This is a genomic window from Desulfosarcina alkanivorans (assembly GCF_009688945.1).
Taxonomy (GTDB): Bacteria; Desulfobacterota; Desulfobacteria; order Desulfobacterales; family Desulfosarcinaceae; genus Desulfosarcina; species Desulfosarcina alkanivorans.
In genome coordinates this window covers 898660-925505 of sequence record NZ_AP021874.1, presented here as the reverse complement: position 1 = coordinate 925505, position 26846 = coordinate 898660, and the positions used below count along the sequence as shown (strand labels likewise).

24 protein-coding genes and 1 riboswitch are annotated in these 26846 nt (G+C 52.2%); of the genes, 7 read left to right on the top strand and 17 right to left on the bottom strand.

The window, feature by feature from the left end:
• Nucleotides 1-86: 86 nt before the first annotated feature.
• The 8 genes from DSCA_RS04135 to DSCA_RS04100 form a co-directional block, all read right to left on the bottom strand.
• On the bottom strand, nt 87-1211 hold the full coding sequence (locus tag DSCA_RS04135; RefSeq protein WP_155315226.1) for a PDDEXK family nuclease: 1125 nt from the start codon (nt 1209-1211) through the stop codon (nt 87-89).
• A 143-nt stretch (nt 1212-1354) separates the two neighbouring features.
• On the bottom strand, nt 1355-3328 hold the full coding sequence (locus DSCA_RS04130; RefSeq protein WP_155315225.1) for a DUF2075 domain-containing protein: 1974 nt from the start codon (nt 3326-3328) through the stop codon (nt 1355-1357).
• A gap of 82 nt (nt 3329-3410) precedes the next feature.
• The gene (gene mcrC / locus DSCA_RS04125) at nt 3411-4484 is read right to left on the bottom strand and encodes a 5-methylcytosine-specific restriction endonuclease system specificity protein McrC (protein WP_155315224.1); all 1074 of its coding nucleotides are present in this window, start codon (nt 4482-4484) and stop codon (nt 3411-3413) included.
• Between the two features lie 7 nt (nt 4485-4491).
• Entirely contained in the window at nt 4492-7143 is a 2652-nt protein-coding gene (locus DSCA_RS04120) for an AAA family ATPase (RefSeq protein ID WP_155315223.1), read from the bottom strand.
• A 171-nt stretch (nt 7144-7314) separates the two neighbouring features.
• The gene (locus DSCA_RS04115) at nt 7315-7518 is read right to left on the bottom strand and encodes an ARPP-1 family domain-containing protein (protein WP_155315222.1); all 204 of its coding nucleotides are present in this window, start codon (nt 7516-7518) and stop codon (nt 7315-7317) included.
• 205 nt (nt 7519-7723) lie between these two features.
• Nucleotides 7724-8191, bottom strand: a complete 468-nt coding sequence (locus DSCA_RS04110) for a winged helix-turn-helix transcriptional regulator (RefSeq protein ID WP_155315221.1) — start codon at nt 8189-8191, stop codon at nt 7724-7726.
• A gap of 17 nt (nt 8192-8208) precedes the next feature.
• Nucleotides 8209-8730, bottom strand: coding sequence for a hypothetical protein (locus tag DSCA_RS04105; RefSeq protein ID WP_155315220.1), 522 nt, complete (start codon nt 8728-8730; stop codon nt 8209-8211).
• 74 nt (nt 8731-8804) lie between these two features.
• The gene (locus tag DSCA_RS04100; protein ID WP_167527594.1) at nt 8805-8990 is read right to left on the bottom strand and encodes a helix-turn-helix domain-containing protein; all 186 of its coding nucleotides are present in this window, start codon (nt 8988-8990) and stop codon (nt 8805-8807) included.
• A 213-nt stretch (nt 8991-9203) separates the two neighbouring features.
• Nucleotides 9204-9281: riboswitch (cyclic di-GMP riboswitch) on the bottom strand.
• Nucleotides 9282-9666: 385 nt separating this feature from the next.
• Between DSCA_RS04100 and DSCA_RS32875 the strand changes: the two genes are divergently transcribed.
• Nucleotides 9667-9789, top strand: a complete 123-nt coding sequence (locus tag DSCA_RS32875; RefSeq protein WP_269434645.1) for a hypothetical protein — start codon at nt 9667-9669, stop codon at nt 9787-9789.
• Between the two features lie 230 nt (nt 9790-10019).
• Here the strand turns inward: DSCA_RS32875 and ltrA are convergent, their stop codons facing one another.
• Nucleotides 10020-11270 (bottom strand): group II intron reverse transcriptase/maturase, encoded by a 1251-nt coding sequence (gene ltrA, locus DSCA_RS04095; protein WP_197904735.1) that lies wholly within the window; start codon nt 11268-11270, stop codon nt 10020-10022.
• Nucleotides 11271-12037: 767 nt separating this feature from the next.
• Here ltrA and DSCA_RS04090 point away from each other — a divergent pair.
• The 4 genes from DSCA_RS04090 (at nt 12038) to tnpA (ending at nt 15182) form a co-directional block, all read left to right on the top strand.
• The gene (locus DSCA_RS04090; protein WP_155314545.1) at nt 12038-13312 is read left to right on the top strand and encodes a DDE-type integrase/transposase/recombinase; all 1275 of its coding nucleotides are present in this window, start codon (nt 12038-12040) and stop codon (nt 13310-13312) included.
• Nucleotides 13303-14118 carry an ExeA family protein gene (locus DSCA_RS04085; protein ID WP_197904692.1) on the top strand — a complete coding sequence of 272 codons (816 nt, stop codon included), beginning with the start codon at nt 13303-13305 and terminating at the stop codon, nt 14116-14118. The genes DSCA_RS04090 and DSCA_RS04085 overlap by 10 nt, the downstream gene beginning before the upstream one ends.
• Nucleotides 14119-14131: 13 nt before the next feature.
• Entirely contained in the window at nt 14132-14266 is a 135-nt protein-coding gene (locus tag DSCA_RS32870; RefSeq protein WP_269434622.1) for a hypothetical protein, read from the top strand.
• Nucleotides 14267-14747: 481 nt separating this feature from the next.
• Nucleotides 14748-15182, top strand: a complete 435-nt coding sequence (gene tnpA / locus DSCA_RS04080) for an IS200/IS605 family transposase (RefSeq protein WP_155315218.1) — start codon at nt 14748-14750, stop codon at nt 15180-15182.
• A gap of 955 nt (nt 15183-16137) precedes the next feature.
• On the opposite strand, the gene DSCA_RS04075 is transcribed toward tnpA, so the two are convergent.
• Nucleotides 16138-17427, bottom strand: a complete 1290-nt coding sequence (locus tag DSCA_RS04075) for an IS701 family transposase (RefSeq protein ID WP_155315217.1) — start codon at nt 17425-17427, stop codon at nt 16138-16140.
• An 851-nt stretch (nt 17428-18278) separates the two neighbouring features.
• Here DSCA_RS04075 and DSCA_RS04070 point away from each other — a divergent pair.
• On the top strand, nt 18279-18767 hold the full coding sequence (locus DSCA_RS04070; RefSeq protein WP_155315216.1) for a host attachment protein: 489 nt from the start codon (nt 18279-18281) through the stop codon (nt 18765-18767).
• Between the two features lie 324 nt (nt 18768-19091).
• On the opposite strand, the gene DSCA_RS04065 is transcribed toward DSCA_RS04070, so the two are convergent.
• Nucleotides 19092-19670 carry a TetR/AcrR family transcriptional regulator gene (locus DSCA_RS04065; protein WP_155315215.1) on the bottom strand — a complete coding sequence of 193 codons (579 nt, stop codon included), beginning with the start codon at nt 19668-19670 and terminating at the stop codon, nt 19092-19094.
• A 173-nt stretch (nt 19671-19843) separates the two neighbouring features.
• On the bottom strand, nt 19844-20491 hold the full coding sequence (locus tag DSCA_RS04060) for a LuxR C-terminal-related transcriptional regulator (protein WP_155315214.1): 648 nt from the start codon (nt 20489-20491) through the stop codon (nt 19844-19846).
• Between the two features lie 505 nt (nt 20492-20996).
• On the opposite strand from DSCA_RS04060, the gene DSCA_RS04055 reads away from it, so the two are divergent.
• Nucleotides 20997-21383: a hypothetical protein gene (locus DSCA_RS04055; protein WP_155315213.1), complete on the top strand. Its 387-nt coding sequence runs from the start codon at nt 20997-20999 to the stop codon at nt 21381-21383.
• Nucleotides 21384-21814: 431 nt separating this feature from the next.
• On the opposite strand, the gene DSCA_RS32865 is transcribed toward DSCA_RS04055, so the two are convergent.
• From DSCA_RS32865 to DSCA_RS32860, 5 genes are all read right to left on the bottom strand, one after another.
• Complete coding sequence (locus DSCA_RS32865) at nt 21815-21949, bottom strand: hypothetical protein (protein WP_269434644.1); 135 nt, start codon at nt 21947-21949, stop codon at nt 21815-21817.
• A 156-nt stretch (nt 21950-22105) separates the two neighbouring features.
• On the bottom strand, nt 22106-24058 hold the full coding sequence (locus tag DSCA_RS04050) for an aldehyde ferredoxin oxidoreductase family protein (protein ID WP_231716371.1): 1953 nt from the start codon (nt 24056-24058) through the stop codon (nt 22106-22108).
• 373 nt (nt 24059-24431) lie between these two features.
• Nucleotides 24432-24629 carry a hypothetical protein gene (locus tag DSCA_RS04045; protein ID WP_155315212.1) on the bottom strand — a complete coding sequence of 66 codons (198 nt, stop codon included), beginning with the start codon at nt 24627-24629 and terminating at the stop codon, nt 24432-24434.
• A gap of 44 nt (nt 24630-24673) precedes the next feature.
• Nucleotides 24674-26047, bottom strand: a complete 1374-nt coding sequence (locus DSCA_RS04040; protein WP_155315211.1) for an alanine/glycine:cation symporter family protein — start codon at nt 26045-26047, stop codon at nt 24674-24676.
• Between the two features lie 431 nt (nt 26048-26478).
• Nucleotides 26479-26613 (bottom strand): hypothetical protein, encoded by a 135-nt coding sequence (locus DSCA_RS32860; protein WP_269434643.1) that lies wholly within the window; start codon nt 26611-26613, stop codon nt 26479-26481.
• Between the last annotated feature and the right edge of the window lie 233 nt (nt 26614-26846).

Sequence of the window (26846 nt, the reverse complement as noted above, 5' to 3'; positions counted from 1 at the left end):
TTTAAGACCAAATTATAGGCCTATTTTTGTCCTGAAACCTCGATGATGAGTCATGCTGCTTGGTCCGACCACGGTTCAATTCACCGTTACCGCAAGGGCGTTTTGCTGATGAAATCAGTCATTCCCTCCAGCCATAAGGCCAGTTGACTGGCTTGATCGTCAGAAAAATGGTCGCCGATGGACAATTTAAAATCATTGCCACTTTGGATGGCAAACAGGTCAGAAAAGTCGTTGGTAACCTTATTCGATATCACGGACTCATCGCAATCCAATTTCTTCAGAATACTCCCCTGACCATAGAAGCTGGTAATCACGGATTGCCCATGCACTGCATTCGGGCCGTATCCGTAAAGGACAGGGATAGTGAGTCCCTCCTTTCTTACATTCAAAGAAAATCCAACAGTACCCCATTTTACAGTCAGTTTCTTTTCTTTCGCGGTTTCGAATATCAGATTGAAGGCTTTGAGACCGCCGTCGTTCAGGTTATTGAGAAATTCATGCTGGTTGATGATTCTCTTGTAAGATTGTCCCTGTTTTTTCTGAATTGCGGATTGGGTCTGGCCGATGACACGCGGTACCAAGGTCTTAAGGCCCTCTCCGGTGAACTGACGGATCTCGATACCCAAGACTTCAGCCGGGTCCATTTGTTCGTTTAAAAACTCGATGATGCGTTTGAGTTCGGCAGGGATTTCGTCGGCAACAAACACCAACCGGATTTTGCCATTCCTGAGGTTGTCTTTAACCTTTTGCCAGAAGGTTTCTTCATCGCAAGCAGGGTCCAGGCAGGTTGCTAACAGATCGGCGGGCAATGTTGATCTATGCTCACAGGTCTGTTCAAATTTGGACATCACCAGTTCAATCGGCCAATAGACGACCGCATTGGCCGCGTAATCCAGCATCTGTCCGACGACTTCCCGTCGGATGCGGGTATCGCTGCTGCGTTTAACCTCGACCAGCGTGGGAATACCGTCCTGATCCAGGAACAAATGGTCAAGCGAAAAGCGGCCCAGCGTATCTTCGGAACCTGGCACGTGCATTTCCCGCGATATTAGCAACCAACGTCTGGGATTGTCACTGTCGACCTGCTCACCGGCCAGGAGGTTGGGGTGTTTTTCAAGCATTGCCTGAAGCACATCTTCCGAGTCATAGGCCTGCTCGGTCATCTCGACCAATGTTTCGTCTTTGTTGATTAAGAATATTCCGCCGGTCATATCGATTTTTTCCTTCTTTCCCCCGAACGCATCGGTTTAATCGCAAAAAACCCCCTACTTTTTTCCTTAAGACTTGATAATCGGCAATCCAGTTTGGTCCGATTCTCAGACACTATTCACAATCGGAGCAAGGCTCAAAGCACTTACACAACATGGAAACCAATTTCTTTGAAATAATAAAAGGTAGGATCATAGTATTCACAAGGTCTTGTCCTATCACTATCATCCCCTTCTGGGACAAAAAGTATCATTCCTTGCCTGGCCCTTGTTAGTAATACCCGATAGGCGTTTTTGAGATATTGTCTTCGGGTAACATCGTTCACATTTTGCCAAGCAGTCCCCCTGAAGTTTTTATACTCCCAATGGTCCCCCTTTATTCGAAAGTCAGCGTCCCAGGCAACGCAACTCCATTCCAGTTCAAGACCCTGGATATCAAACTCAGTAGCAGCTTCCTCGAGATAATAGGAAGACCGTACATCGTTCTTGTCATTTAAAAACCAATATTTAGGGTCAATGCTGTTTTTGACATTAATTCCAAAGGGTCTCAAACGGTAGGCCCCGGAAGAAGCTGTGATTCCGATACGTTCACTTCCCCTAGCCTTTTTTCTTAACCACCGTTTTGCCTTTGCGATGTCCCGAGTAAGGCAAATCGGATATTTTTCTTGGATTTCCGCCCACAGCCTCCTGGCATCATCTTTTTTGTTGTCCAAAACTTTTTTTACCAGTTCAGAAACCCGTTCGGATCTATACGATCGCACCGAAACAGAAAGATGCAGTTCCTTCTGAATATTCAGTTTGGAATTCTCAATTCTTGAATAGAGTTCTTCATTGCCAGTGTATTCTTCATCAACAAGCATGTCAGATACGAAAACATTCCAATATCGGTATTTCTTTTCAATGGCAGAAAACCATTCTGGTAACCCGGCCTCGCCTGTATTGATCTCTTGACCGCCACCAATCAAGCATATAACAACGGCCCAATCCGTATGACGATCCAGAACGCTAATTAAAAAATCTGGCTCAGACATTGTAAAATCATGAATCCCTTTTTTCCGGCTCATAAACGAATGGGTCTGTTCCAGAGTCCAGGCTCTTTGGGCTTCATCGAAAATTACGACCGCTTCAATTGAAGGCTCTTGATTTTGAATCGCATCGTCTCGGAAATGGTGAATGTTCTGGATAAATGCTTTTGTTTTGGATAAAGCTGCCTTTTTTGTTATTCGAGATTGACTGCCTTTTGAGTCCTTGACCTCGTTTCGAGCTAGCGCTTCTTGTAAAACCTGGACTAAAGGGCCATTTCCAGAAAGGAAAACAGCGTGTTCTCCTTCATCAAATTTGTGCCTTTTGTTGGCAATATTCAAACCAGCCAAAGTTTTTCCAGCACCTGGCACCCCGGTTATAAAGCAAATCGATTTTTTATTTTCTTTCTTTGACTGGTTGATGATTTTATCGATGGCATCCGATGTCTTGCTTAAATTAATTGCTCCAGAGTCCGAACGTGATATTTCTTGAACACTGTGACCTTTGTATAATGCCTGTGCAGCTTCGATAATGGTCGGTGTTGGTTTGTATAGAGATGACTCCCAGGTTGCCACATCGATTTTGCTTTCATTTGATGTAGAAGTGACCTCAAGGAGAACCGACAATAGGTTATCCTTGTTCGCTTTAAGCGGAAAAGAAACAAGATCATCATATACACGATGTCTATTTTTGGTTGCATTAGCTTCCGTTGCCACAACGACAGGAATGATGCGCCTATGATGACTCTGCTCATGGAAATTTTTCAGGTCTAAAGAATAGTCTAACACTTGTTCGATGGCGTGATTGGAATAGCTAATATCTCCGACCTTGAACTCTATGACAAATATGAGACCATTGATGAGGAGAATGACATCAGCACGCTTCCCCATCCGGGGAATCGAATATTCAAAATAGATATGAGCATCTCCATTATATGGCTTGAGAATCTTTTTCAGAATTCGTATTTGGGCAATCCAAGCATTTTTCTGCAAGTCCTCGAGAGTAAAGTCATGGCGTATAGCCAACTCCCCTAAAATAGCACTCTCAGAATCTTTTAAAAATGCTTCGACTGAATTTGAGTAGTATGATCTTTTCATAAAGTCTTAAAAATTGGACAGAATGGTTTGCACTATTTACTACTTTTCTTTTTGTACCAAACACTTATTGTATTTCGCCATATCATGCCGCCTCACAATCAAAATCACCAAAAGCCAACACCATCCCAATCAGACTATCGTGGATCTTCCGCCAATCCATGGACAGGTCAATGGTATTGACTGCAACCCGATGGCCTTGGATTTCATATCGCAGGCAGAGTTCCTTCTGGACTGTCGGATACAGAAGCATACCCCCGCAATTTTCATACTCCGGGCCTTTCGCGGCGGTATTCCGCAAATAGGAAAACAATTGGTACAGATTAGACGAATGCAGCTTATCGTTAAACTGCCCTGTGAAGGCGTTGCGGTAATATTTGGTGTCGATAATCAGATAGCCGTTCGGGGTAACCATGGATATATCGGTCTTCATCTTGGGGAGCAGCGCAGCGGCCTTGCTGCCCATCGCCTGTGCATCCCAATCGATGTACTCCGCCCCCTTGACGCGGTACCCCGGGTATTTGCCCTGTAATTCAGTCCGTAGAAAATTGCAGACAAAATTCTCAAACACGATGGCCATCTTATCTTCATCCCGGAAAAAATCACGGAAGCTGGCGTCGCCCTCCCGTTGAGACGCCAGATAATAGTTGTAAACCATTTCACACACATTCATCAGGAACCCATAAAGCGCATTGTTGCGGTGAAGCTGAACACGCGCGAAGAGGTCTGCGCGAAGATGTGTCTCTTTGATATTGGACATCCGCCGATGAATATCCGCCAGATCTGAGCGATACGTCTTGTCGACATCTGAACTTGAGGCCAGTCGCGCAACGGTGGTCTTCAATATTCGGTTATGAACCACATCATGACTCAACTCGTCGAACTGGCAATTCAACTTGGCGTTTCTGATCAACTGCCGTTTCATTGTCGTAGAAAAATCGATTTTTCCACGAATCCCAGCAAGATCCTCCTCAATGGCAAGGTAGCCGCGATCCAAGCCGCGATGAAGAAGGTATAGGGAACCACCGGTCAACACCCTTGAAAAAAGGTTCAGCAGGCTGCTGGCATCCTCACTGGAAACGTCTACGAGGTCACGCTCTTCAAGCCGGTCCCATGCATAGCACAAGAGAAAATATAGATTTTTTATCGGTATTTCCACTTGTCAGCTATTCCAGCAAGAGGTCAATCTGTTTGTCCGCGTTTGATGGATTGTCAAACCAGTATTCCTTGAGCAAGGGAGCGATTTCATACTCGATGATGCGCCGGTACCAGTTGTCATCGAGGTCCCCTGTTCCATTTTCGGAACAGAAATAACTGTGCCCGATGCAGAAACCGGGCCCCAGATTCTTGGTTTCATCACTGATGATTGTATTCAACGCTCCAATTCTGGCATTGATACGCGCAATCAATGCCGGTGGAATACCGATCCGGTCTTTAAGGAAGGTATTGAACTTATCGGAGTTGAAGGCCGGTTGCAGATCCACAAAACAAAACCGGCGCCTGAGTGCATAATCGACCATGGCCAGGGACCGGTCGGCGGTGTTCATTGTTCCGATCAAGTGAACATTGGAGGGTACGGTAAAGGTTTCGCCGCTGTCCTGTGCGTATGTTAGCGGAAGGGCGTATCCGTCACGCTTGTCCGCTTCGATGAGCATCATCAATTCACCGAAGATCTTGCTCAGATTACCACGGTTGATTTCGTCGATGACAAAAAAGTATGGGTTATCCCGATCACGGCCGGCTTTACGACAAAAATCGAAGAACACACCGTTTTTCAGAATGAAATTTCCGTTTTCATCTGGTCGGAAACCCTGGATGAAGTCTTCATAGGCATAGGACTGGTGAAATTGAACCATCCCGGTTCGAGACTCATCCTTAGCCCCAAGCATTGCCCAGGCTAAATGCCTGGCGATAAATGTCTTGCCGACTCCCGGAGGCCCTTGAAGGATGACATTCTTTTTGTATTCCAGCAAACTCAGGATTCGGTCAAAATTCTTGTCGCTGAGAAAAATGGATTGCAGTTCATTTTCTTTATCGTAGCGATCAGATCCAGAATTCCGATCAACGGGACCGATTACACCCTTGAGATAGTCAACGAAATCAGGATAATTGGTGATGTCGGTCAGTGTCTTAAGGGCCATCTGATTGCCGGAAGTATCCCAGACGCCCTTTTTAATCCATTTCACCTTCCGCACATGTTTGTGTTCAGGTCTGTGCTCGTCAAAATAATAATCCGACTGAACAATGCCGTATCCAAGGAGTTGGCTTTTCCCCTTTTTTGCGAAAACAAAATCACCCGGCTTAATTGTGTTACCGAAGTCATAACACGCCAGTACACTATTCATGTGGGAACTTTTGTCGCCGTATTCGGCCTGCATCTTGGAGCGGATTGTTTCTTTGTCATCGATATTGGTTAAATCGCCAAGGAAATCCCAACCGATGGTCATAATCCCATTGGAATAATGGCTTTCCCAGAACGTTGCATCCCTTCCCGGTGCGTAAGTCCAATAGCGAATTGTGCCAGTGTCATCTTGTGTATTCGCATCCCCAAAATGCTTGGAAATATAAGAAAGATACCAATCCAGTTCGCGATCCTCGATCTGATGCTGTTTTCGAAAATCGATTGCCTCTTTACGAAATGATAGATACTTCTTACCGACCGACACGGCTTTACCCGGTTTAATGCGCCCCAAATAGGCAAGTCCCTTCTCGGTAGCGGGCACCCAGACAACATTTTCATCGGGGTTTTTTAAATAGAGAAGCAATGTCGCCAAGCCATTTCCGGCGCCTTTGAATTTCCCCTTCCCCAGGCAATCGTCCAGGGCTTTTTCAACTGGCAATTCTGAAAAAAGAAGTTTTTCGATCCAGCCATTCAAATCATCTGTGGGTGTGCCAAAAATAAGATTCCGGTTCGGGTGGGCCAGCAGTGAGCCAAACCATCGGACATTGTTGGGATTTAAGTCCACAGTGTCGAATATTTCGTTCAATGCCTCCTGCGTGTAGGCACCACGGTATTTCTCGAGCAGTTCCCATGCCCGGCGTTCCCGATCAATTTTCGGCTCAAGCTGAACCTTTTTGAAATCTTTGTAATCGTCCGTTTGGCGGATTTGTTCGATCAGTTGTTTTTCTTTGGTGCTCGCATCAGGACTGGATACTGCATTTGATTGAAGGTCTTTTAAGGTATAGGCCAATGAATGGACATCCAGAAGGTTGCCATTTTTCAGCCCATACCTTTCTTCCAGTTCACGGAGGACCGTTTTATAAAAAGCGGTGCATTGAACAATTCGCTGAACCGGTTCGTTTAGCGGATCTTCGTCAACCAATAGCAGTTTTGCCAAGGCCTGGTAGGTCATCGGTTTGCAGAAAGCATATTGCACGGGATCATGCATCGCTAAAAAAAAGCTGCAAACAGTCGGATTGATTCCCATTTTATTCTCGCTGTCCGGCGAAGGGCTGACCATGCTCCATTCCAGAAAATGGTCCAGCCGTTCCTGGAAATCTGTGGAGTCGTCGAAAAGTCGAAGAACGTTCTCGCTCAACTCTTGTTCCGGGGTGTTAAGGATGAAATCTTTGGCCCGGCTCCACTCGAATTGAGACAGCAAATTGTCATGGGCTTTAAGCGCACCGTGCAGACTGTCCTTCGGGTACTTTTTAATTCTCTCCAGGACCATCAACGGTTGGGCTTTGGCCAAAACTTCATCGTGCAGATAAACTTCACCTCCACCTACCCGGTAAGGGTAATCCATACCTTTATCGTTCCAGAGCGGCCGTATGTGCGTTTCAAGAAACTCGTCCATTTTTTTTAGATCGATTTTCATTTTATCACCAAGTCAAAATGATTGCGTTTATTTCTCGATGGACTGTGAAACGCCCTTGCTTTTTAAACTTCATTCCACCCGATTCAAAGTTCCACATCATAAAAGATATCAAATCCGCTCTTAATCCATTGTATAGACATTAACGTCAAAGTCGCACTTTATCCCACGGCATTAGTTCCTGATCTTCAACCGGTTTACATTACCCGACGCATCCACTTCTGTGACCACCAGTGTCTCATTGTCGATGGCCTGTTCCAGCGTCAGGTAATATGGTTCGATGATTCCCGGAAACAATATCGGGAATATACTCAAATTTCTAAAGACCTGTTTTTTAACCGGACGACCATCCTGTAAAAAAGAAACAACTGACTCCATGGTGTACCCTCCATTTTGATTTTTCCCGGAGGCTACCACGGCATTTTGTCAGATGGGGTCAAAGATCGTCTGGTTGTTGTTCTCACGCAAAAACGTTTTTTTATCTCACGCAAAGACGCCAAGCCGCTAAGATAAAATTTTAAAAGCCCTTCTTTGCGTTCTTCGCGCCTTACCGTGAGTCCCGCAGTTCGCCCTTCCCTCTTCACTATTCCGGCAACAACACCTTCCAATGGCCACCTTTGTCCGGCCCGATGCGTTTAACAATGCCCAACGTCTTCAATCGGCCGATGTTTTTTCGAATGGCCTCTCTTGATTTTTGGGTTGCTTTGGCCAGCTGGTCGTAGGCAATTTTGGGATTGCTTTGCATCTGCGCCACAATGCTCCTTTGCAGATCAGACAGCTTTTCAGGCAACTTTCCAGGCAACTTTCCAGGCAACTTTTCAGGCAACCCCACTCTATTTTTTAGGTCCTTTTCGGTCGCCTGAACCACCTCGATTCTAAAAAAGTCCCCCATTTCGCTGATCTCATACCCAACATCCGGATAAGCTTTCAGCCATTGCCGAATACGGATAAAACCGGTGCCGTATTTTTCGATCTCGCCCGCGGTGATAAAGTTTGAAGGGTAAAGTTCGAAGTTTGAAAAATGGCATGTTTTTCGAACTTTTAACTTCACACTTTTCCCTTCACACTTCAAACTTCCACACCCATCCGTTTTTTAATTTCACCATACGCCATCTGCCACTCCCGTGCCCGTCCACCACGGATGGCATCGATCAGGCTCAGCAGTTCATACAACCGCTCGTCTTCACGCGCCGCTTTGGGTACAGATTTATATAGCGGTGAGAATGACTGGCCCCGAACCTCACCATCCGGGTCCGGCCATACCGGGGGCAAATCCTCGCCAGCCTGGAAAAATGGCGACAACACCGGCCCCGCATAGCCCGTCGGCATGCCTCTGGTTATTTCTCCAAGATCAGGGACAAAAACATAAGTTAGCCCATGGAGCAGAAACGACTCCAGGTTGCGTACATTGGGGGTAATGCGGTTTTGCTGGTCCGATGCCAAGCGCGCTTTGATGAGCCGCTTGACACCTGCATGGACTTCGGACGGACTCATCCACAATGTGGTTGCCATCCGCCCGTAGGACCACTTATCCCCACCGATTACGAAAAGTTTTGCCAAAACCAACACATCCTGGGGTTTAAGTACCATTGCACCTCCATTCTATGTTCGCGATTCGCGAATAAAGAATGATTAAAAGGCGGTCCATTGTCAAGTATTTTTCATCACTGACGCTGATGGCCTGTTCGAGAATGGTGGAGAAAAAAAGCGGTCTTGCTCTTGAAAGGGTAAAATACGGCCGGTTCGGTGCCCCCCACGTCCCTGGCGATCTGCAGGGTGGTGGGCGCTTCGTAGCCCTGGGCGGCAAACAGGCGGATGCCCGTCTTGAAGATGGTTTCTCTTTTGTTCACCCTACCCCAAATTCAGTGCATGCGTGATTCAGGTTCTGAATTGTGGAACAAAACAGCCAAGTGCAATTTAGTGGATGCTAATCCGGGAGTCAACCGCCTCGAAGCTAATGGATTAAAATTATGGATTTAACCAATTTTCTTTTACGATGCCGCAGACCAAAAAAGCCGAACCCCTTTTCACAGGAAGCCCGGCTGCAATTATCCAATGCGTTATCAGGCAACCCGACTGCCATGGACCCATGACTCGTGGCTTTCCGCCCCCTCGACCTTGTGGGGTTGGCTTTTTCTGAAATCAGATTTTTAATGTTTTTCTAAAGTATCCGTCCGGAAATTGACCATTTATGGCTCGGACCAATCTACAAAATCCCTGCATACCTGGCAATGCTCAATTATTGCCTAAGTATTGGTCGAATTGCATAGGTATTGAGACGTTGAGGGGATATTGGCGCGATGGTTGTTTGGGGAAATGGTGCATCGAACAGGTCGTCTACCGTCTTGATGCTGACCGGCTCGCAGGAAATGTCCGCATGGTCATGCCGAATTGGATCAGGGAAAAGGCATAATCTTTTAACCACGGTATCAGCGCATCAATGAGATCATCAACGGCAAGCACGGTATAAGGTCAGGCACTGCGTTCCGGCTCGCCAAGGCATTCGGGGTTTCATCGGATTCCTGGATGAACGTTCAGTTGCGCCGGGATTTCTATTTTGCCATACTATCCGAGTCGGCGGCCCGGGATGCCATCCAGCCGCTTTCCACGGCACCTCCGGCAACGAAAAGCATGGAGGCACAACACTGATCGCTGGATTACGGTTGAACAAGAAGTGGGGGCAAGTCTCCGTTTGACCTTTCCTCCATCCATTCTGAACCCCAGCGTTCCCGTAAGGGTAAAAAGCTTTTCCAGGCCACGCATGGCCATATGTCCGGAAGGAACCGAAAAGGCGATAGGGGTCGGGAAGGGCCGTCGCCCTCCCCGCCCTCCGAACCGTGCGTGCGGTTCTCCCGCACACGGCTCTCCAGTCGGTGGTTTCAACATCGTGATTGGCTTGCCAGTGCATGGGCTTCGGTCATGGTGAAAAGCCCACGCTCAGCAAAGAAAGCATTCGGCCAGCGGGTATGGTCTTTACGGCATTGACCCATTCCAGGACGCTTCTGCTGTTTCCGTAGCACCGATCGAAGCCGACGACGGATAAATCCATCGACCGATTTGAACTCATTGGAATTCGCATGTTTGAAATAACCAAACCACCCACGCAGCATCGGGTTCAGGTCCTCAATAATGTGTTTGAGGCTGTTTCCTCGCGTGCGCCGGGTCTTGGTCCGAATGCGATCCCGCAAGGCGTTCAAACTTTTGCGGCGGACCCATCGTCTTCCAGCCTCGAACCGATATCCCAGAAACTCGAAGCCTTGCCCCGGTACCGTGCAATCCCCCACGTGGGTTTTGTCCGGATGCAAGGTCAGACCGTTTGCCGCTACCCAGGCGTTTATAACGGCCAGCGCCGATTGAGCCGTCTCCGGGCTCGGGCACATCACGACAAAGTCATCGGCATAACGCACCATGCGGTACCCTTTGGACCGCATCAGACGGTCCAGCGGATGCAGGTACAGGTTCGCCAACAGCGGGCTGATAACCGCACCTTGCGGCGTGCCACCAATCGGCGTCCATCGCTTGAGCTCGCTGATGATATCCTGTTTGAGATACCCGTGAATCAGGTCGAGAACCCGCCCGTCGCTGATGCGCGTTTCCACCAGCGCCATCAACCGGTCATGGGCAATGGTGTCGAAGTAGCTCGCCAGGTCCGCATCCACGACATGGGTGCAGCCATTCTTAATCAGGCGGTCCACCTCTCGAAGGGCGCTCTTGCAACCGCACCCCGGTCGGAAGCCAAAGCTCGTCTCCTCGAATTCCTTTTCGAAAATCGGTTCTATCACCAACTTCAACGCCGTCTGCACGATGCGGTCCTTGACCACCGGAATTCCCAGTGGGCGGGTCTTACCCGGTCCCTTGGGGATCTCCACGCGCTTGACCGGCTGGGGGCGATAGGTTCCCGATTTCAACGACTCCGACAATTCCTCAAGGTAAGCCGACGCCTTGTACCCAAACCGTTCGATACTCTGGCCGTCCACACCTGCCGACCCCTTGTTTGCGGCGACCTTCTGCCACGCGATTTCAAGGGTTCGCTGACGGGCAACCTTGTCGATCAGGCTGAACCATGTGCCTCCTTTGACGCCGTTTTCCAGCGCCGCCAACATGCGCTCTGTCCAGATCGAGGCTTCCACCCAACTTCGGGTTTCTGTGCCTTGTTTAGTGTAGGTTAGCGGGATCGAGGGTGGAGTAACCGGCAAGATAATCACAATCGTTGACAAACGGAAAAGAATTTTCGAATTAGATGAGCCTCCGGCAAGGGGGCTTTTTTTATGGATAAAGAAAAGGGGTGACGGTTGGCAGACCGGAGCACCCCAGAAAACCGGGTCGTATTATCGACCCCAACAAAGAATGGTCCGATGATACTTTCCGTTTGTGTAAAACTCAAGGATATTGATGAACAGGGACGCAATTTTTGTTGGCCAACACCTCGCGGATGCCCCAGGTGTGGTTCAACCCGAATATGGGGACACGGTTTCGTACTCGCCTATTTTGATGGATTTGCTTTTGGCGTATGGCTTCGAAGATACCGTTGCCCGGACTGTAATTGCATTATCAAAATGAAGCCCGAAGGTTATTTTAATCGTTTCCAGGTGCCGATTTTAACAATTTCCGATTGTTTGAAGCAACGCCTATCCAGCGGCAGATGGAACTCGAAGTTGTCTACATCCCGGCAGCGCCATTGGCTGGCCGCACTGAAACGAAAAGCCCTGGCCTGTTTCGGGATCGGAACCGATTTGCTTGCCGCCTTTTCCCTATTCCTGAATATGGGCCGGACACCTGTCAGTCGGACCATCTAATCCGGAGTTCTTTCCGTCATCGACAAACCTACCGAACAGTGCGCTCCCCGTACCGTGAGAAATGGTTTAAAGCTAGGGGAAACACAAAAAAGGAGGTTTGTATGACACAAGAAAAGGATGAGACCGTCGCTGTTTTCCGGTTCGGGGTCATTCACGAGTTTGTCGGCACGACGAACCTGACCAGAAGCGAGAAACGGCGACTGTTGAGGGAGAAGTGCGAGCGCAAATGGGTCATTCCCTATTCCAGCCGAACACGGATCAGCGAAAATACGATCTATCGCTGGATTCGACGTTACCAAAAAAGCAACGGCCGTATCGAATCGCTGTATCCCGGGAAAAGAGGCGATCAGGGTAGATCCCGAAACTTGGACGAAGAAACAGTCAACATCGTCCTTGCCACTAGACAAAGCCAGATGGCAACGCCAGTCCCGATGCTTTTGGAAAGTCTCAAACGCCAGACAATTGTTCCTGCAAGCTTTGGTCTTTCCACCCTCTATCGGCTGTTTCACCGACACGGGTTGATGGATCAATCCCCCAAACCGGAGGATCGAAGAAAGTACGAAGCCGAGCTGGTCAACGACATCTGGCAAAGCGATGTGATGCACGGACCCAAGGTGGTGGTCGATCAGAAAATGCGAAAAAGCTATTTGATCGCTTTTATCGACGATCATTCCCGATTGATCGTTTACGGCGGGTTCTACCTGTCGGAGAACCTGGCCAGTTTCATGGATGCTTTTGAAAAAGCACTTTCCAAACGAGGATTGCCGCGAAAACTGTACGTGGACAACGGCGCTGCCTATCGCAGCCGCAAACTCGAATTTACCTGTGCCTCACTGGCCATCGCCCTCATTCATGCAAGGCCGTACAAGCCCCAGGGCAAGGGCAAAATTGAGAGATTCTTCAAAACCGTTCGCGGTGGATTTTTACCTGCAGCCGATCTTTCCTCCCTGGAACGATTGAATCAGTCGTTTGCCCATTGGCTCGATACAGCCTATCACCAACGCATTCACAGCGCCACCGGCATGACGCCCTTTAACCGGTTCAGCAAAAACCTTGCCTGCATCCGAACGGCACCGAAGAACCTGAACGATCACTTTCGCACCGCCGTATACCGAACCGTCGCAAAGGATCGAACCGTCACACTCAACGGCAACCTGTTCGAAGCCCCGGTGGTATTGATCGGCAAGCGGGTGCTGATTTTGTATCACGAAAGCGAACCGAAAACGGCTGAGGTGTTTTTCAATCGGAAGTCCCACGGATTGTTGGTTCCCGTGGATCTGCATGTTAACTGCCGGGTAAAGCGGGACAAGAACATCAATACCCAACTCGAACCGGCCCACAAGACGGATTATCAGGGAGGCGGTCTATGGAAATGAATACGCCGTATCTGCCGTTCTTCGGTTTTGAGAAAGAGCCCTTCACGGCGGATATCGCGGTGACGGATATACTTGAAACGGATCAACTGGCGGCAGCGAAGAACCGTTTCGATTACAGTTTGGGGTTAGGGGCGATTTATCTGATCACCGGTGAGATCGGCTCCGGTAAATCCACAGCCATCCGTTATCTGGTAAACGGTCTGCATCCTTCCGAGTACAAGCTGGTCTACGTCACAGCCACGTCCGGTTCCATCCTGGAACTGTACCGCCTGATCATGGGAGAACTGGGAATGAAACCTGCCGGGACCTCCCGTGCGGCCATGACCGATGGAATCAAACGAGAAGTATTGGAATTGATCCACGGGAAAAAACAAAATGTCGTTCTGGTCATCGATGAAGCCTCTTTGCTCCGTCTGGAAGTCTTCGTGGAGCTGCATACGCTGTGTCAGTTCGAGATGGACTCAAAACCCTACCTGCCCATGGTACTGGCCGGACAAACTCATTTGATCGACAACCTGCGATATCCGGGTTGTCTTCCCCTGGCATCGCGGGTGGTGGCCAAAAGCCATTTCATCGGTTCCAAAAAAGAACAGATGCAAACCTATCTTCAGCATCATCTGACCATTGCCGGAATCGACCGGATGCTGTTCGAAGGTGATGCTATCACGGCCATCCACCAAGGATCGGGCGGCATCTTCAGGAAAGCCAACCACCTGGCTCGCGGTGCCCTGGTTGCCGCGGCAATGGGTCATGAAAAAACTGTCAACGCGGAACATGTGCGGCTTGCCGCATCCGAAATATTTTAGGAAAGGAGTCGATATGCCATCCCATCCGACCGCCGAAGATATCCGCCAAAAACTGGAGGCGCTTGTATTGGCCGCCATCTTAAATGTGCTCAACCGATTAACGGATGAGTTGTCTGTGGTAAGCCAGCAGAAAAAGATGAAATTTTAATCCGATTCGATACGGTTTGCCCGGTGAAACGGAGACAGGCTCTGCTGGGGAGCAACCTGTCAAGGGATAGCCGGGTGCAGGAGGCATTGAATAAAATGCCCAGAGGGGAGTAGCAAATCAGAAATGCTGCTCCCCTCATTTTATTCAAGCCTTCCTGCCCATGCCTTGAAAAACCCATAAGATTGGAGCGCGTAGCGCACCCTAATAGAGGTCCGACCAACGGTGGAAAGTCGTTGAAAACCGGTGGATATAAACAAAGTTCCAGTAAATTTGAAAACTTCGAAAACTCTTCAATTTAATCCGAAAATTGTCTTCCGTTGATTGCGGGAATCAACATTAGATCGCTGTAGAAACCCCCGCCCTTTGGGTGGGGTATAGGGGACTGGCTATGCCGGTCCCGGATGGGAATGGCCGAAAAGGCCGCTCACTGCTATCCTTACATCGAGTTGTTGCCGCAACATCGACACGTAAGGAGGGAGCAGTGAGCAGATTCCGTAAGTTATCACACACGATATGGCATTGCCAGTATCATATTGTATGGGTTCCGAAGTACCGCTATCGGGTATTGACCGGCGCAATAAAGGAATCCTGTGAAGCCAGTATTCATGCAATATGCGGGTTTTCCAGTTGCGAAGTTGTGGAACTGAACGTGCAGCCAGACCATGTTCATTTGATTGTGATGGTTCCGCCCAAGCTTGCGATATCCACATTGATGGGGCGGTTGAAAGGGCAAAGCTCGATGCGGATATTCCGGCAGTTCCGGCATCTACGCAAGCAGGTATACTGGGGCAATCATTTCTGGTCCAAGGGTTACTGTGTTGACACAGTGGGCTTGGATGCGGACATGATACGCAAGTATGTCCGCTACCAGGAAAAGAAAGAGCAGTTAATGGAACAGTTGCAGCTGATCGATTAGGGATCATAACGGCGGCGCAACTCCCACGGCCCGCCCCCTATTGGGGGGCAGGGCTTTGTCCCCCCTATGGGGGGATTTTTCAAAGCCACACCCTCTGGGTGTGGATCTTTACTCCCGCCGCGACGGGACACTGGCGACACGTAGCTTGTGCATTGCCTGTTACTGGATTTCACACATCCACCTTCCTGCCTCCCTTCCCTCGGCACGGGTTTGCTCTCCGCGCTTCTCACGACAGTCGCCGCTGCAGTACTATGAAGGCTCTGACTCCTGTCCACATCACCCCACAGACAGGTCTCCCCGCTTTACCCACGACGCCTTCCGACCATTCCATCTCCAACCACCTGACGTCCCCCTGTCCCAGCTTTAACACGCTACCCCTTAGCTCGGCAGGTCCCCTTTCTTCGGGTAGAGGCTTCGCCATTCTCCAAGCAGGCTCGCCGGCAACGCCCGGCCGAATCGAGTTCGTCATCCTACGGACTGGTCGTTCACCTCCGGTTGCTTCCCACCCCGCCTCACGGCGACGCAGTTACCTTCGGTTACAGGCCCGGAGAGCGATAGGCCTGAAGAGGACTTGCACCTCTTTGACATCGTGCGCTCACGGGCGCACTAGGAGCGGCTTCCAGCCGCGATCATCCCATTGCATCGCGGCTGGAAGCCGCTCCTACGAAAAACGACCCAGTTCTGATTAATTCCTTAGAAGTGAGAAGATTTTACCGATTCCTTGAACGACCCCACGGTCAAGTCCTGGCCAAGACACCAGCACGCACCATAAAATTATAAAATCGAACCATTATAACCCTACAACGTAACTTAGTGTTCTTTGAAAATTTCACGCATGCGTCTTTTTCGATGTGACAAGTAGGCCTGATGGTTCCGGGCCTGTATCCAAGCAACCTGTTCGAGTAGGCTTTCAAGCGTGTGCCGTTTCATTGGCAAAATGAGTTTGATAAGGATCTTAAGCTGCGACAGCGTAATAGATGGCGCTTTTTTTTCCCATCCTGATTTTCAGGTGCCAGAGGAAAAAATGGGCCAGCATGCACGTTAGCATGTGGTGCTGCCATCCAGGAAACTTGCGCACCTCGTAGTGATCCATGCCCAACTCGGTTTTGGCCTCCTCAAAACACTGCTCGATTGCCCAACGCAGGCCGCTGAGCCATACGAGTGTTTTCAGCCTCGTGCTCGATGACGCATTGCTGATGAAATAACTGTATTGCGGATCATCGCCAAGGCTACGTCGGATTAGCAGCCATACGGTTTTCTGAGGAAGCCCTTCAGCGGACAGGATGACCCGGCGACGGGTAAACTCATAAACGATGGGTCCTTTGGTGCCTTCGGACACCTGCCGACGATACCAAAAATAATCGTTGATGTTCCGGGCCAGTTCTTCCACGGTCAACGGTTTGCTATCAGGATCGACCAAAAGCGTCTTGGTCCTGGTTTTCCCACCCCAGCGATACGATCGGGTAATGGTCATCGGTCGTTTCAGCCAGCATCGTGTATCTTTGGGAACCGATACGAGGTAGGTTTTGTCCGGCAAGGACTCAACCGCGGCGATAAAATCAGGGCTGATCCCGTATATGGAATCGCCAAGCACATACTTGAAAGGCAGGACGTTTTCTTGATTGACAGCGCTGAGCATCTCAACAGCCAGTTGGGGTTTAGTCAGGAAAACCGTATCTTCAGGCAGATTGCACTTTTTCCGGCGCTCGATGTAATCGTCGGTGAACCATTTTTCGGGGAGAAATAGCCGCTTGTCGACCATTGCATATCCGTTTTCCGATACGTAGGCGGCGAAGACGCCAACCTGGCAGTTTTCGACTTTTCCGATGGTTCCGCAGTATTGTTTGGCCACGCCGATAGAGTCCTGGCCCTTTTTAACAAAGCTGCTTTCGTCGAAGATCAAGGCACCGTCAGGACTACCAAGGTCATCGTTAACAAAACTACGATACTTGGTTAATATTTTATCGTCGGCCCATGGCGCATCGCTGACAAAACGTTGCATCGCCCTGACATTGCCATCTTTCACGGCCAGCGCGATAGGCTCGATGGATTTACGCTCAAGCGGGCTGAATTGTCCGGCCATAAATTTTAGAAAGTGCTCTCTGGATTCGCTGCGTTGAAAACAATCGTAGAACTGTTCGTGAAATCCTTTGAGTTCATTCATAAAATCTTTAACATCGCCTTTCCCAAGATCGAATTTTGGAACCGGGTAAAGGTGTTCGTCGCACCGCGTGACTGGTAGCATGGTCTGCCTCCTTTATTAAAGGGTTGTTGCGTAGTATGGCAGACCTTGGGAGAAATTACAAATTAAAAATTCATAAGTAACGTTGTAGGGATAATGTTTGGTTCTTTTTTTATCGTTTATTTTTTGGGCATCAGCCCAACCATTACCGGTGTTCCTCTCTGTGGGCGCTGCGGCTCTGCGAGAGATTTTTTTATCAAAGACGGAGCGAAGCGATCACATCATTCGACGTTCGATGTTCACGGTTCGAAAAGTCGTTCACGGATTGAGTGGCCATAATTCACTGCAATTAATTTATTTTTCCGTGTATCCGCTGTGTTCCGTGGTTCTGAATCTTAATCTTTCAGGCCAAAACAGGCCGGTTAATAAGGCCGGTTGTTATGGCTTCCATAAAAACGTGATTTAATGATATTGACAGTGTAAATCAGTTAAAACTAAACTTGAAACAGTGGTGGGAAATACTGGTATACGCTTGCCTTGCCGTCGATGCTGATTCACATTCACCCATTTTACACCTGAATCCCCATTTGCCCATTAATGTTACGGTGATATTTCATCCCAATGCTGATGCATCCTGCCAGGCTCCAAACTGAGCGATTGTCAAGCTTGCCGCAAAACCGGGGAAGCCGGCATTTATCTGCAGTCGCCTGTGCGGGATGCCAGCTGACACCGGTTATGCGGTGAGATCGGCAATCCCAACGGGTTTCAATTTTTTCAAGTGCAGCAAGCCACAATGGCAAACTGTAAAAACCGGTTATTCAATCTGTAAAAATTTGAAACGCTCAGTTTGGGATGCACTGATCCGTTATTCGATCATTTGCCTGCCCATGTACCCTTAAAAAAGGAGGGACCCGATGAGCGACAATCTGATTGTAGTGGTGAACCGTGCGTCGGCACGTTTTTTTACACTCGAGCCGGCGAAGTTTCCCAAAATCGAGTCCGGACCCCGATTAAAACCACATGCAGAACTCGTAAACGCCGATATCCAATCGGCCAGGGATAATTTCGCGGATTCCAAAACCGGGCGTGGCGCGGCTCCCCAGGGTGGCGGTGTCCATGGCTATGATGACAAACGGGATCAGCATCTGGATGAGTTGCGACGCCGTTTTGCAACCCGGGTCCTCAAACGCATCCACAAGCAAAGAAAATCTGAAGGAGCGGGTACAGTGATCCTGGCGGCTTCTGTCAGGATGCGCAGGTTTTTGTATCCGGAGCTGGATGACCAGGCCCGGCATGGATTCCGACTCCACAAACTGTCTAAAAATATGATCAACTTCACTCCCCAGAAGATTCATGCGCATCTGGCCGGGGAAAACCTGATCCCCAGACAGCAAAAACCCTGACGCGGTCTGCATGGGGATATCAAGTGAACCCATACGACTAACCAACTAATCAAACGAATCAACCTGATCCATCTTTGCTCTCTGTGGTCGCTGCGCCTCTGCGGGAGATTGTTTTTTTATCAAACGGCGGAGCGAAGCGATCACATCATTCGACGTTGGACGTTGGATGTTGGATGTTCACTGTCCGATGTTCATAAAATCGTTCGCGGACTGAATGTCTCGCCGGGCCGGTCCGAACCGCATCGGGGCTTTCGGGTTGTCAGGGGCTTTACCGCGTCCGGCCTTCCGGCACCCGGGCAAGGCCACCACGCCATGGTTTCCAGTTCATCCCCGCGACACCAGCGCCTTGCGGCAAAACGCGAGCGCCGCGCGTTCCACCCGATTGGAGTTATCGGTCCCTTCCACCTGTTGATGCATCAGACCGTCCAACAGGGCCACAAGCAACTTCGCACCGGCCTCCAGGTCCAGCTTGACGAATTCGCCGGAAGCGGCCCCTTTTCTGAGGATGGCTTCCGTCGTTTCTTTGAGCTTGTACCGGGTGTGGCGAAGGGTCATGGTGCATGAACTTCCCGGATAGTCCAGCCGGGCCGGACAGGAGCGCAGGTAGATGCGCATCAGTTCGGGCTCTTCGGCCACGATGGAAAAGTGGGCCCTGATCAGCGCCCCCAGGCATTGGATGGCGGTCCGGCCGGATCGGTCGATCGACTCAATGCGCGCCAGATACCTGGAGGCCGCCTCCTGGAAAATGGCGACAAAGAGAGTGTCCTTGCCATCATAGCAATCGAATACGTCGGGTTCGGTGACGCCGACCTGCCTGGCAATCTGCAAGGTGGAGGTGGCATCGTAGCCCTGGGTGGCAAACAGGTGGGCGGCCGTCTTGAAAATGGATTGTTTCCTGTTCACCCGTCCCCCGACTCAGTGCATGGGTCATTCATTTTTGGGCACCTGGCCAACATCGCCCTGCGCAGCGCGCGGGTGACGGTCCCGGTCATCCCGGGGCCGGTTTTATTTCGAATCAGATTTTAAATGATTTTAGCTACTAAATTGGGGGCTTGCCGGCAATGCTCAAAAAATACTCAGGTATTGGACGGATTGCTTAGGTAGTTATAGATCGAGACGCTTCTGTCGGTGAGGTTCAATTTCCTGCGGATGTTGGCGCGATGGTTGTCGACGGTTCGATCGGATACGCCCAGTTCGGCCGCGATCTGTTTGGTGGACAACCCCCGGATGATGAGTTCCGCGACCGACCGCTCCCGGTCGGACAGCCGCTCCAGGGGCGTCTTTACCGGTGCGTGGCCGGCGATTTCCATTCGGCGCCGGTACTCCTCGGCCGTTTTGTCCAGGGTGGTGACCCAGAAAACACGCTGGCCCTGAACCACGCCCACGTACATGACGTTGAATTCAAGATGGACCGTGATGCCGTCCGCGTTTTCCGTGGTGTAGGGAAACGGGCCGATGAAGCTGGTCTCGCCCGCCTCGACACGCCGCTGAATGGTCTTCCAGTGGCTGGTGACGGCATTCATCCGGGCGGCACCCCCGACCATCAGGCTGTTGTCGACCTCACGGGGCATCATTGCCCTGGCCGTTATATTGGCATACACGACCTTGAAATCGGCAAAGTTCCAATCGCCGACCGGGTCCCTGAGCAGCACGATGGAAGAAATCGAGTTGGCCACGAAATCGAACCATCGTGTACTGAGAATTTTTCCGACTTCTTCAAGCACTATGTCACCTGATCGTTGCTGCGGGTTAAACGCCGGTGCGCCCGCTGATCCACGCTGCAGGCAGCGCGGGTTGCAACAGGCACCCCATACACGGACGGATATTTATATATCAACTGTCCGAACAGATCAATGACAAGGCCGAGATCTGGCAAAAGCATCCCCATCCCGCCGACCGGAACCTGAACCAGGGCCTTGGGGCGTCAGGCAGTTCCGCCCGTCCTTCCGGCAATCCCGGCCGGCCCCCACCGGATCGGGTCGTTTTCTCCGATCTACAATCATTGTAAAGGCTTAATCTTTGACATGTGCCGTCCTGCTGCTTAATTTATACATGATAACGCCCATTCACGGACAACCGGTTTTCATGGTATCGGCACTGCCCTGAAACCGATCGGCCCAGCCCGGTCACGTTGACCCGATGAACGCGCCCGGAAGCGGTTCGGTCCCTGAAGGATCCCAACGACACCATAACGCTTTGCACGCCAGAGCGAGAAAGCATATACAGAAAATGGAAACCACAGATAACACAACTGGTATAAATGAATCACTCCGGTCCATCGCCAAAAGCATCCAGCAGATTTCCAGCAATCTCGACCGCATCGCAACCGGGATGGAAATGCCCGCCCGGGAGGCGCCGTCAACCGTCATCAAGGCCAGACGATCACCGGCCAGGAAAAAAGTACTGGTGGTGGATGGCGTGGTGAAGCAGATCAAGCGGATCCCGTCCACACGGATTATTTACGACATCCTCCTGAAATCGGCGCGGGGAATGGATACCTCCGCCCTGATGAAGGCGACCGGTTATGACCAGCGCAAGGTTCACAACGTCACCTTCAGGCTGAAAAACCAGGGCAAGATCAAGAACGTGCAGCGCGGGATCTACAAGACCGTTTGAGAGGATGCGGAAACGCTGCTGCTGGCGCGCGCTATACCTGAAACCGGTTTTCCGGATCCCCCATATCCGCTTCGCCGCTTCCGGGACGACAGCGTCTGGTGGCAAAAAAAACCGGCCCGAAGGGCCTTTACGGCCTGGCGCACAGGGGCGGTGAAATGCGCAACCGGAGGGCTACATCAGACTTTCCGGGGATGGGCACTTGAGCCCGGCGCACCAAAAAAGGCAGAGCCCCGTTAGAGGCTCTGCCCTGACTGCCGCCCGGTCAGGCGGACAAATATATATGCCTGTTAATTCGAAGCTCTGCCGTCAATCATGCCCTAAATTTTGCAGGAAGCATCTGATGACGACCAACCGGCTATGCAGCTGTTGATGAAGTAGCCAAGGATGAAAAGCGTCAACAAAATTCCTATCATGGGGCACCGTCCTTTCAGTTAGCCTGCAACATCGATTCCCGGATCGCAACCCAGGTGCTTGTCTTTGTTTTCACACTCGAAATTGGCTTCGCGGGTGTCCACGTGGCCTTCGTTTCTGTCGTCGCTGTAGTCCTGCACTTTATTTTCGCTCATGATATCACCTCTCTGATTGTTTTATTTGAATGGGCCAGCGTTCTGTCTGACCTGAGTATAAGATAAAGCAGGGCCGGAATCAGGCAATGTGAGCCGGTTGATCGGATGGTGGCAGGTGAAAACTACCAATAAGGTGCATGGGGCATCGTCAACGCCCTACACCCGCGTTCCCCCACGGGGATAGGCGTCCAGATCCCAAAGCGGCGGGCCATCCCACGGTGGGTAGGGACCGTCGGCGGCGATTCGGGTGCCGACATCGGGAATCTTCAGTCTCTCCAGGGTTTCCGTCAGGGGAATGCCGGTATCGGGGTCATAGCCATGCCGCCGGTAGTAGCGACGCAGCATGCGGAAATGGGCCTCGCGCTGTTTTTCACCTTCGGGGCTCTCTTTTACCTCGGGTTTCTGGGGCAGCCCGTCGTGCGCGATGGTGATGCCCTGCCGGACGTTGAAGGCCCGCTCCACGGCCTGGATGCGATCGGCCGTGTCGACGATGTCCTCCCGCTTGAAATCGATGCCGGTGGCCGCCTCAAGCAGTTCCGCCAGCCCGTCCCAAAGCGCTGATTTCCAGATCAGGGGCACCGCGCAGACCCACGAGTTGACGGCCCCCTTGCACCGGCCGATGGCGTCGGCGATCGCGGTGGCCCGCTGGCCGGCCGTGATGGAATGCACCGGATCGTCCGTCAGGATGCGCCGATCGACCAGGGTGGTGAGGATTTCCTCCGGCGAGTTGTCGCCCACACTCCAGCTCCGTCCCCGCAGGTGATCCGCCCCGCGGCTGGAAACGGCGTGGGCCAGGGCATAGAACCCGGGCGGGTGGGGGCCGCGGCTGAGCCCTTTGACGTGATAGCAATAGTCCATGGCGCCGCGGCCGATGTGCCTGGCCAGGCTGTAGAGTCCCTCGGCGATCAGGTTGCCGAATCCCTGGCGCAACACCGTTTTGTGTATCAATTCAACCTGGGCGTCTGCATTTTCCCAGGCCAGCGGCAGGCCGTCGGTGAGGGCATCGGTAATGATCCCCCGGTGGTACAGGTCCTTGGCCAGGGCGATGGTGTTGCCCAGCGCGATGACATCGATGCCGTAAAGGTCCGCCAGGTTTTCCATTTCCATGATGGCCACGGGATCTTCGATGCCGCAGTTGGTGCCCAGGCAGTAAATGGCCTCGTATTCGAGGGCCTCGCCGCGTTCCCCTTTTCTGCGTCCCCCGGGGATTTCATAGATGTTCTTGCATTTGATGTGACAGCTCCGGCAGCCCGAGCGGCCCACCTCGTATTGTTTCCACGCCTCGGGACGCAGGGCACGGGGGACGGCGTCGGCCGGCAGTTCCGATTGGAAATGGCGGTAGCCCGGAAACCAGTGGGTCATTCCGTAATGGGAGCCGTATACGGCGGCCACCTCCTGCTGCACCGAATCGGTGGCCAGGTATTTGCGGTCGGCCCGGGCAAGGGACACAAACCGGTCCCGGTCATGAAGGGTTACCGGCCGGCTGCCGTGCACCACGATGGCTTTCAGCCGTTTGCTGCCCCAGACGGCGCCGCTGCCGCGGGCCGCCGAGGCGTATTTGTCCACCATGGTGGAGGCCTGGCGCACCAAATTTTCCCCGGCCTGGCCGATGCAGGCCACACTGGTGCGGTTGCCGTGGCGATCGGTCAGACGGTCCGTGGCGTCCCACACACTGGTGCCCCACAGGTCGTCGGCCGGCAGCAGTGCCGCCCGGTCGTCCTCGATCCACAGGTAAACCGGTGCCTCGGCCCGACCGCTGACGACGATCTGGTCGTACCCTGCCCGTTTCAGGGTATGGGCAAATGCCCCTCCCGCGTTGCCGTCCCCCAGAATGCCGCTGTAGGGTGACAGGGTGGAGACATGCAGGCGGCTGGACAGGCACAGCAAGGTTGCCGTCAGGGTTCCGGGGGCCAGGCAGAGCACGTTTTCAGGCCCCAGGGGATCGGCACCCGGCGGCACCCGGTCAAACAGGGTCCAGGCATTCAGCCCGCGCCCTCCCAGAAAAAGACGCGCCAGGTCCCTGTCCAGCCGGCAACGGGTGATGCACCCGGTTGTCAGGTTGACATCCAGAACGGTTCCGCACCACCCGGTCATCAGCTCGCCTCCCATGCCGACATTCACCTCCCGGAAGGATAACGTTAAAAAATGGGGCGCATCCCGATGCGCCGGTCATCCCGGACACGGCCTGCGTGGGCAGTCCCCACGGCCGGTTCCCCCATACCCCGAAGGTACTTCAGGCCGGATCACGGTGTCAAATTTGGGGCTGCCCTGCCCCTTGCAGGGATGCCCGGCCTGTGAAGACCAACCGGATGCTGACGGCGCGCGGGTGGCCCGATGCACCGCGACGCCGCCTTAAAAAGGCATCGCCCCGTCGGCGGCGCTGCCTTTTTTCTAATATGTATTCAACTGGGGTGGCCGGTGTTTGCCACCCGTTCACCTCTCCCGGCGCCTTATTGTTTTCAGGAAGCTGCAGTATTCGTCATTATGGAACAGGATCGATGCGGGTTTTCATGGGCAGGCCGGCATCTTTCCAGGATACGGAGGGGGGTGCCGGTATGCCGGTCAACCGTTCGGGAAATCCCCGGTAGCCGTTGTAGCGGTTGGAACGGGAGTCCCCTTCAAAGCCCACCTGCCGCCGTGGGACAGCAGGACTTTTCCATCCCCGGTCGTGTCCATCCATAAATGGCCGGTTTGCCTGTTTCTGGACGGACGCTCTGTTATATGTCAGTGGTTGCCGAACGGGTTCACGCGTTTGGGGTCGGCAAAATATTCTCTGGTCATTTTAACGACCACCGGACTCAGGAAGATCAGGCCGACCAGGTTGGGCCAGGCCATGAGGGCGTTGAAAATATCCGATATGGTCCAGACCAGGGACAGCTTGATGGTGGCGCCCACCGGTATGATCAGGCAGTAGATGATGCGGTAGGGCAGCACCGCTTTCTGGCCGAACAGGTAGTCGATACAGCGATCCCCGTAGTAAGACCAGCCGATGACCGTCGAAAAAGCAAAAAAGATGATGCCGATGGTGACGATATACTGGCCGCCCGCAAAGGGCATTCCGTTCTGAAAAGCGGTTTTGGTCAGTACCGCGCCGGTCAGGCCGGTGCCGTCGGCACCGGTCAGCGTGAAGGCACCGGTCAGAATGATCACCAGGCCGGTCATGGTACAGATGACCAGGGTGTCGATAAACGGCCCCAGCATGGCGACCAGCCCTTCCCGGACCGGTTCCTGGGTCTGGGCCGCCCCATGGGCAATCGGTGCCGACCCCAGGCCGGCTTCGTTGGAAAAGACCCCCCGGGCCACACCGAAGCGGATGGCCTGGGCCACGCCGGCGCCGACAAATCCGCCGGTGGCAGCGGTTCCGGAAAAGGCATCGTGGAAGATCCGGGCAAAGGCGGCCGGCACTTGGCCCAGGTGAGAGAAAATGACCAGCAGGGCGCCGACGATATAAAATACCGCCATGGCCGGAACCACTTTGCTTGAAACGGCACCAATGCGTTTGACGCCGCCCACGATAACGGCAAAGCACAGCACCGCAATGACGAGCCCGGTAACGAGTTTGGGCACGCCGAAGGTGTCCAGCAGGGGTTCGGCCACGGAGTTGGCCTGAACCATGTTGCCGATGCCAAACGAAGCAATGGCGGCAAACACGGCAAAGGTCACCCCCAGCCATTTTTGACCCAGGCCATGTTCCAGGTAGTACATGGGGCCGCCGCCGGTGGTGCCGTCGGAATGAACTTTTCTGAAGTTCAGCGATAAAAGGCATTCCGCGTACTTGAGTCCCATACCGAAAATGGCGGTGACCCACATCCAGAAAATGGCCCCCGGGCCCCCGATGGCCACGGCCGTTCCGACCCCGGCAATATTACCGGTGCCGATGGTGGCGGAAAGGGCCGTTGACAGGGCCTGGAAATGGGTGACCTCCCCTTCATCCTCCGGGTTGTCGTATTTGCCGGATATCAGTTTCCAGGCATAGGCAAAGTGGCGGAACTGGATCACTTTCAGCAACCCGGTGATAAAAACCCCCGTACCCACCAGCAGAACAATCGTCGGGAGTCCCCAGACAAAACTGTCGATTTTTTCCAATAGGTCAATCATACGGGCTCCTTTACCGGTAAGGGGGTCAGATTTTTGTCATCGAGTTCAGACACGGTTCCATGAGAACAGGAGGTTTGGGTCATCTGTGAAAACGGGAAGCGCGCGACTCAGGTTTGGGTGCGTCGGCCCCTTTTTGCAAGCTCCGTCACCCCGGAAACGAACCCCGGAAACGAACTCCGGGGCATGGACATGCACCGGATGGCAGACCCGTCCGCCACAACCCAAAAAGGCAGAGCCCCGTTAGCGGCTCTGCCTGATACCCTGCTCTTTAGATCAATCGACTGGCCATTTATTCGAAGCGCTGCCGTCGATCATGCCCTGGATTTTTACAGGCAGCCGGTGATGGCCGTCCAGCGGTGCAACTGTTGATGTAACAGCCAAGTATGAAAAGGGTCAGCAGAACTTCTGTCATGGGGGCACCTTTCTTTCGATTAACCCATCACATCGATGCCCGGGTCGCAGCCCAGATGCCTGTCCGGGTTCTCGCACTGAAAATTGGCTTCGCGGGTGTCAACGTGCCCATCACTGTTGCCGTCAAAGTAATCCTGGGTTTTATTTTCGGCCATGGCATCGCCTCCGGGCCGGTTTGATGCTGATTGATTGTTTCGTTTATCTGTACGGAACATACAGCATCTGCGGATGGGTGCAATGAGAGGCGGTTGATCGGCTGATGGCAGGCAGAAGCTACCAGTGGATGGAATATCCGGACTGCCCATCCTGACTGATGCCGGCGCCCGGGATGCCGGATCGCCGGGTCGAGGGTGTCGCCAGGATAGTGACTGAAAATTCCGGCAAAGAT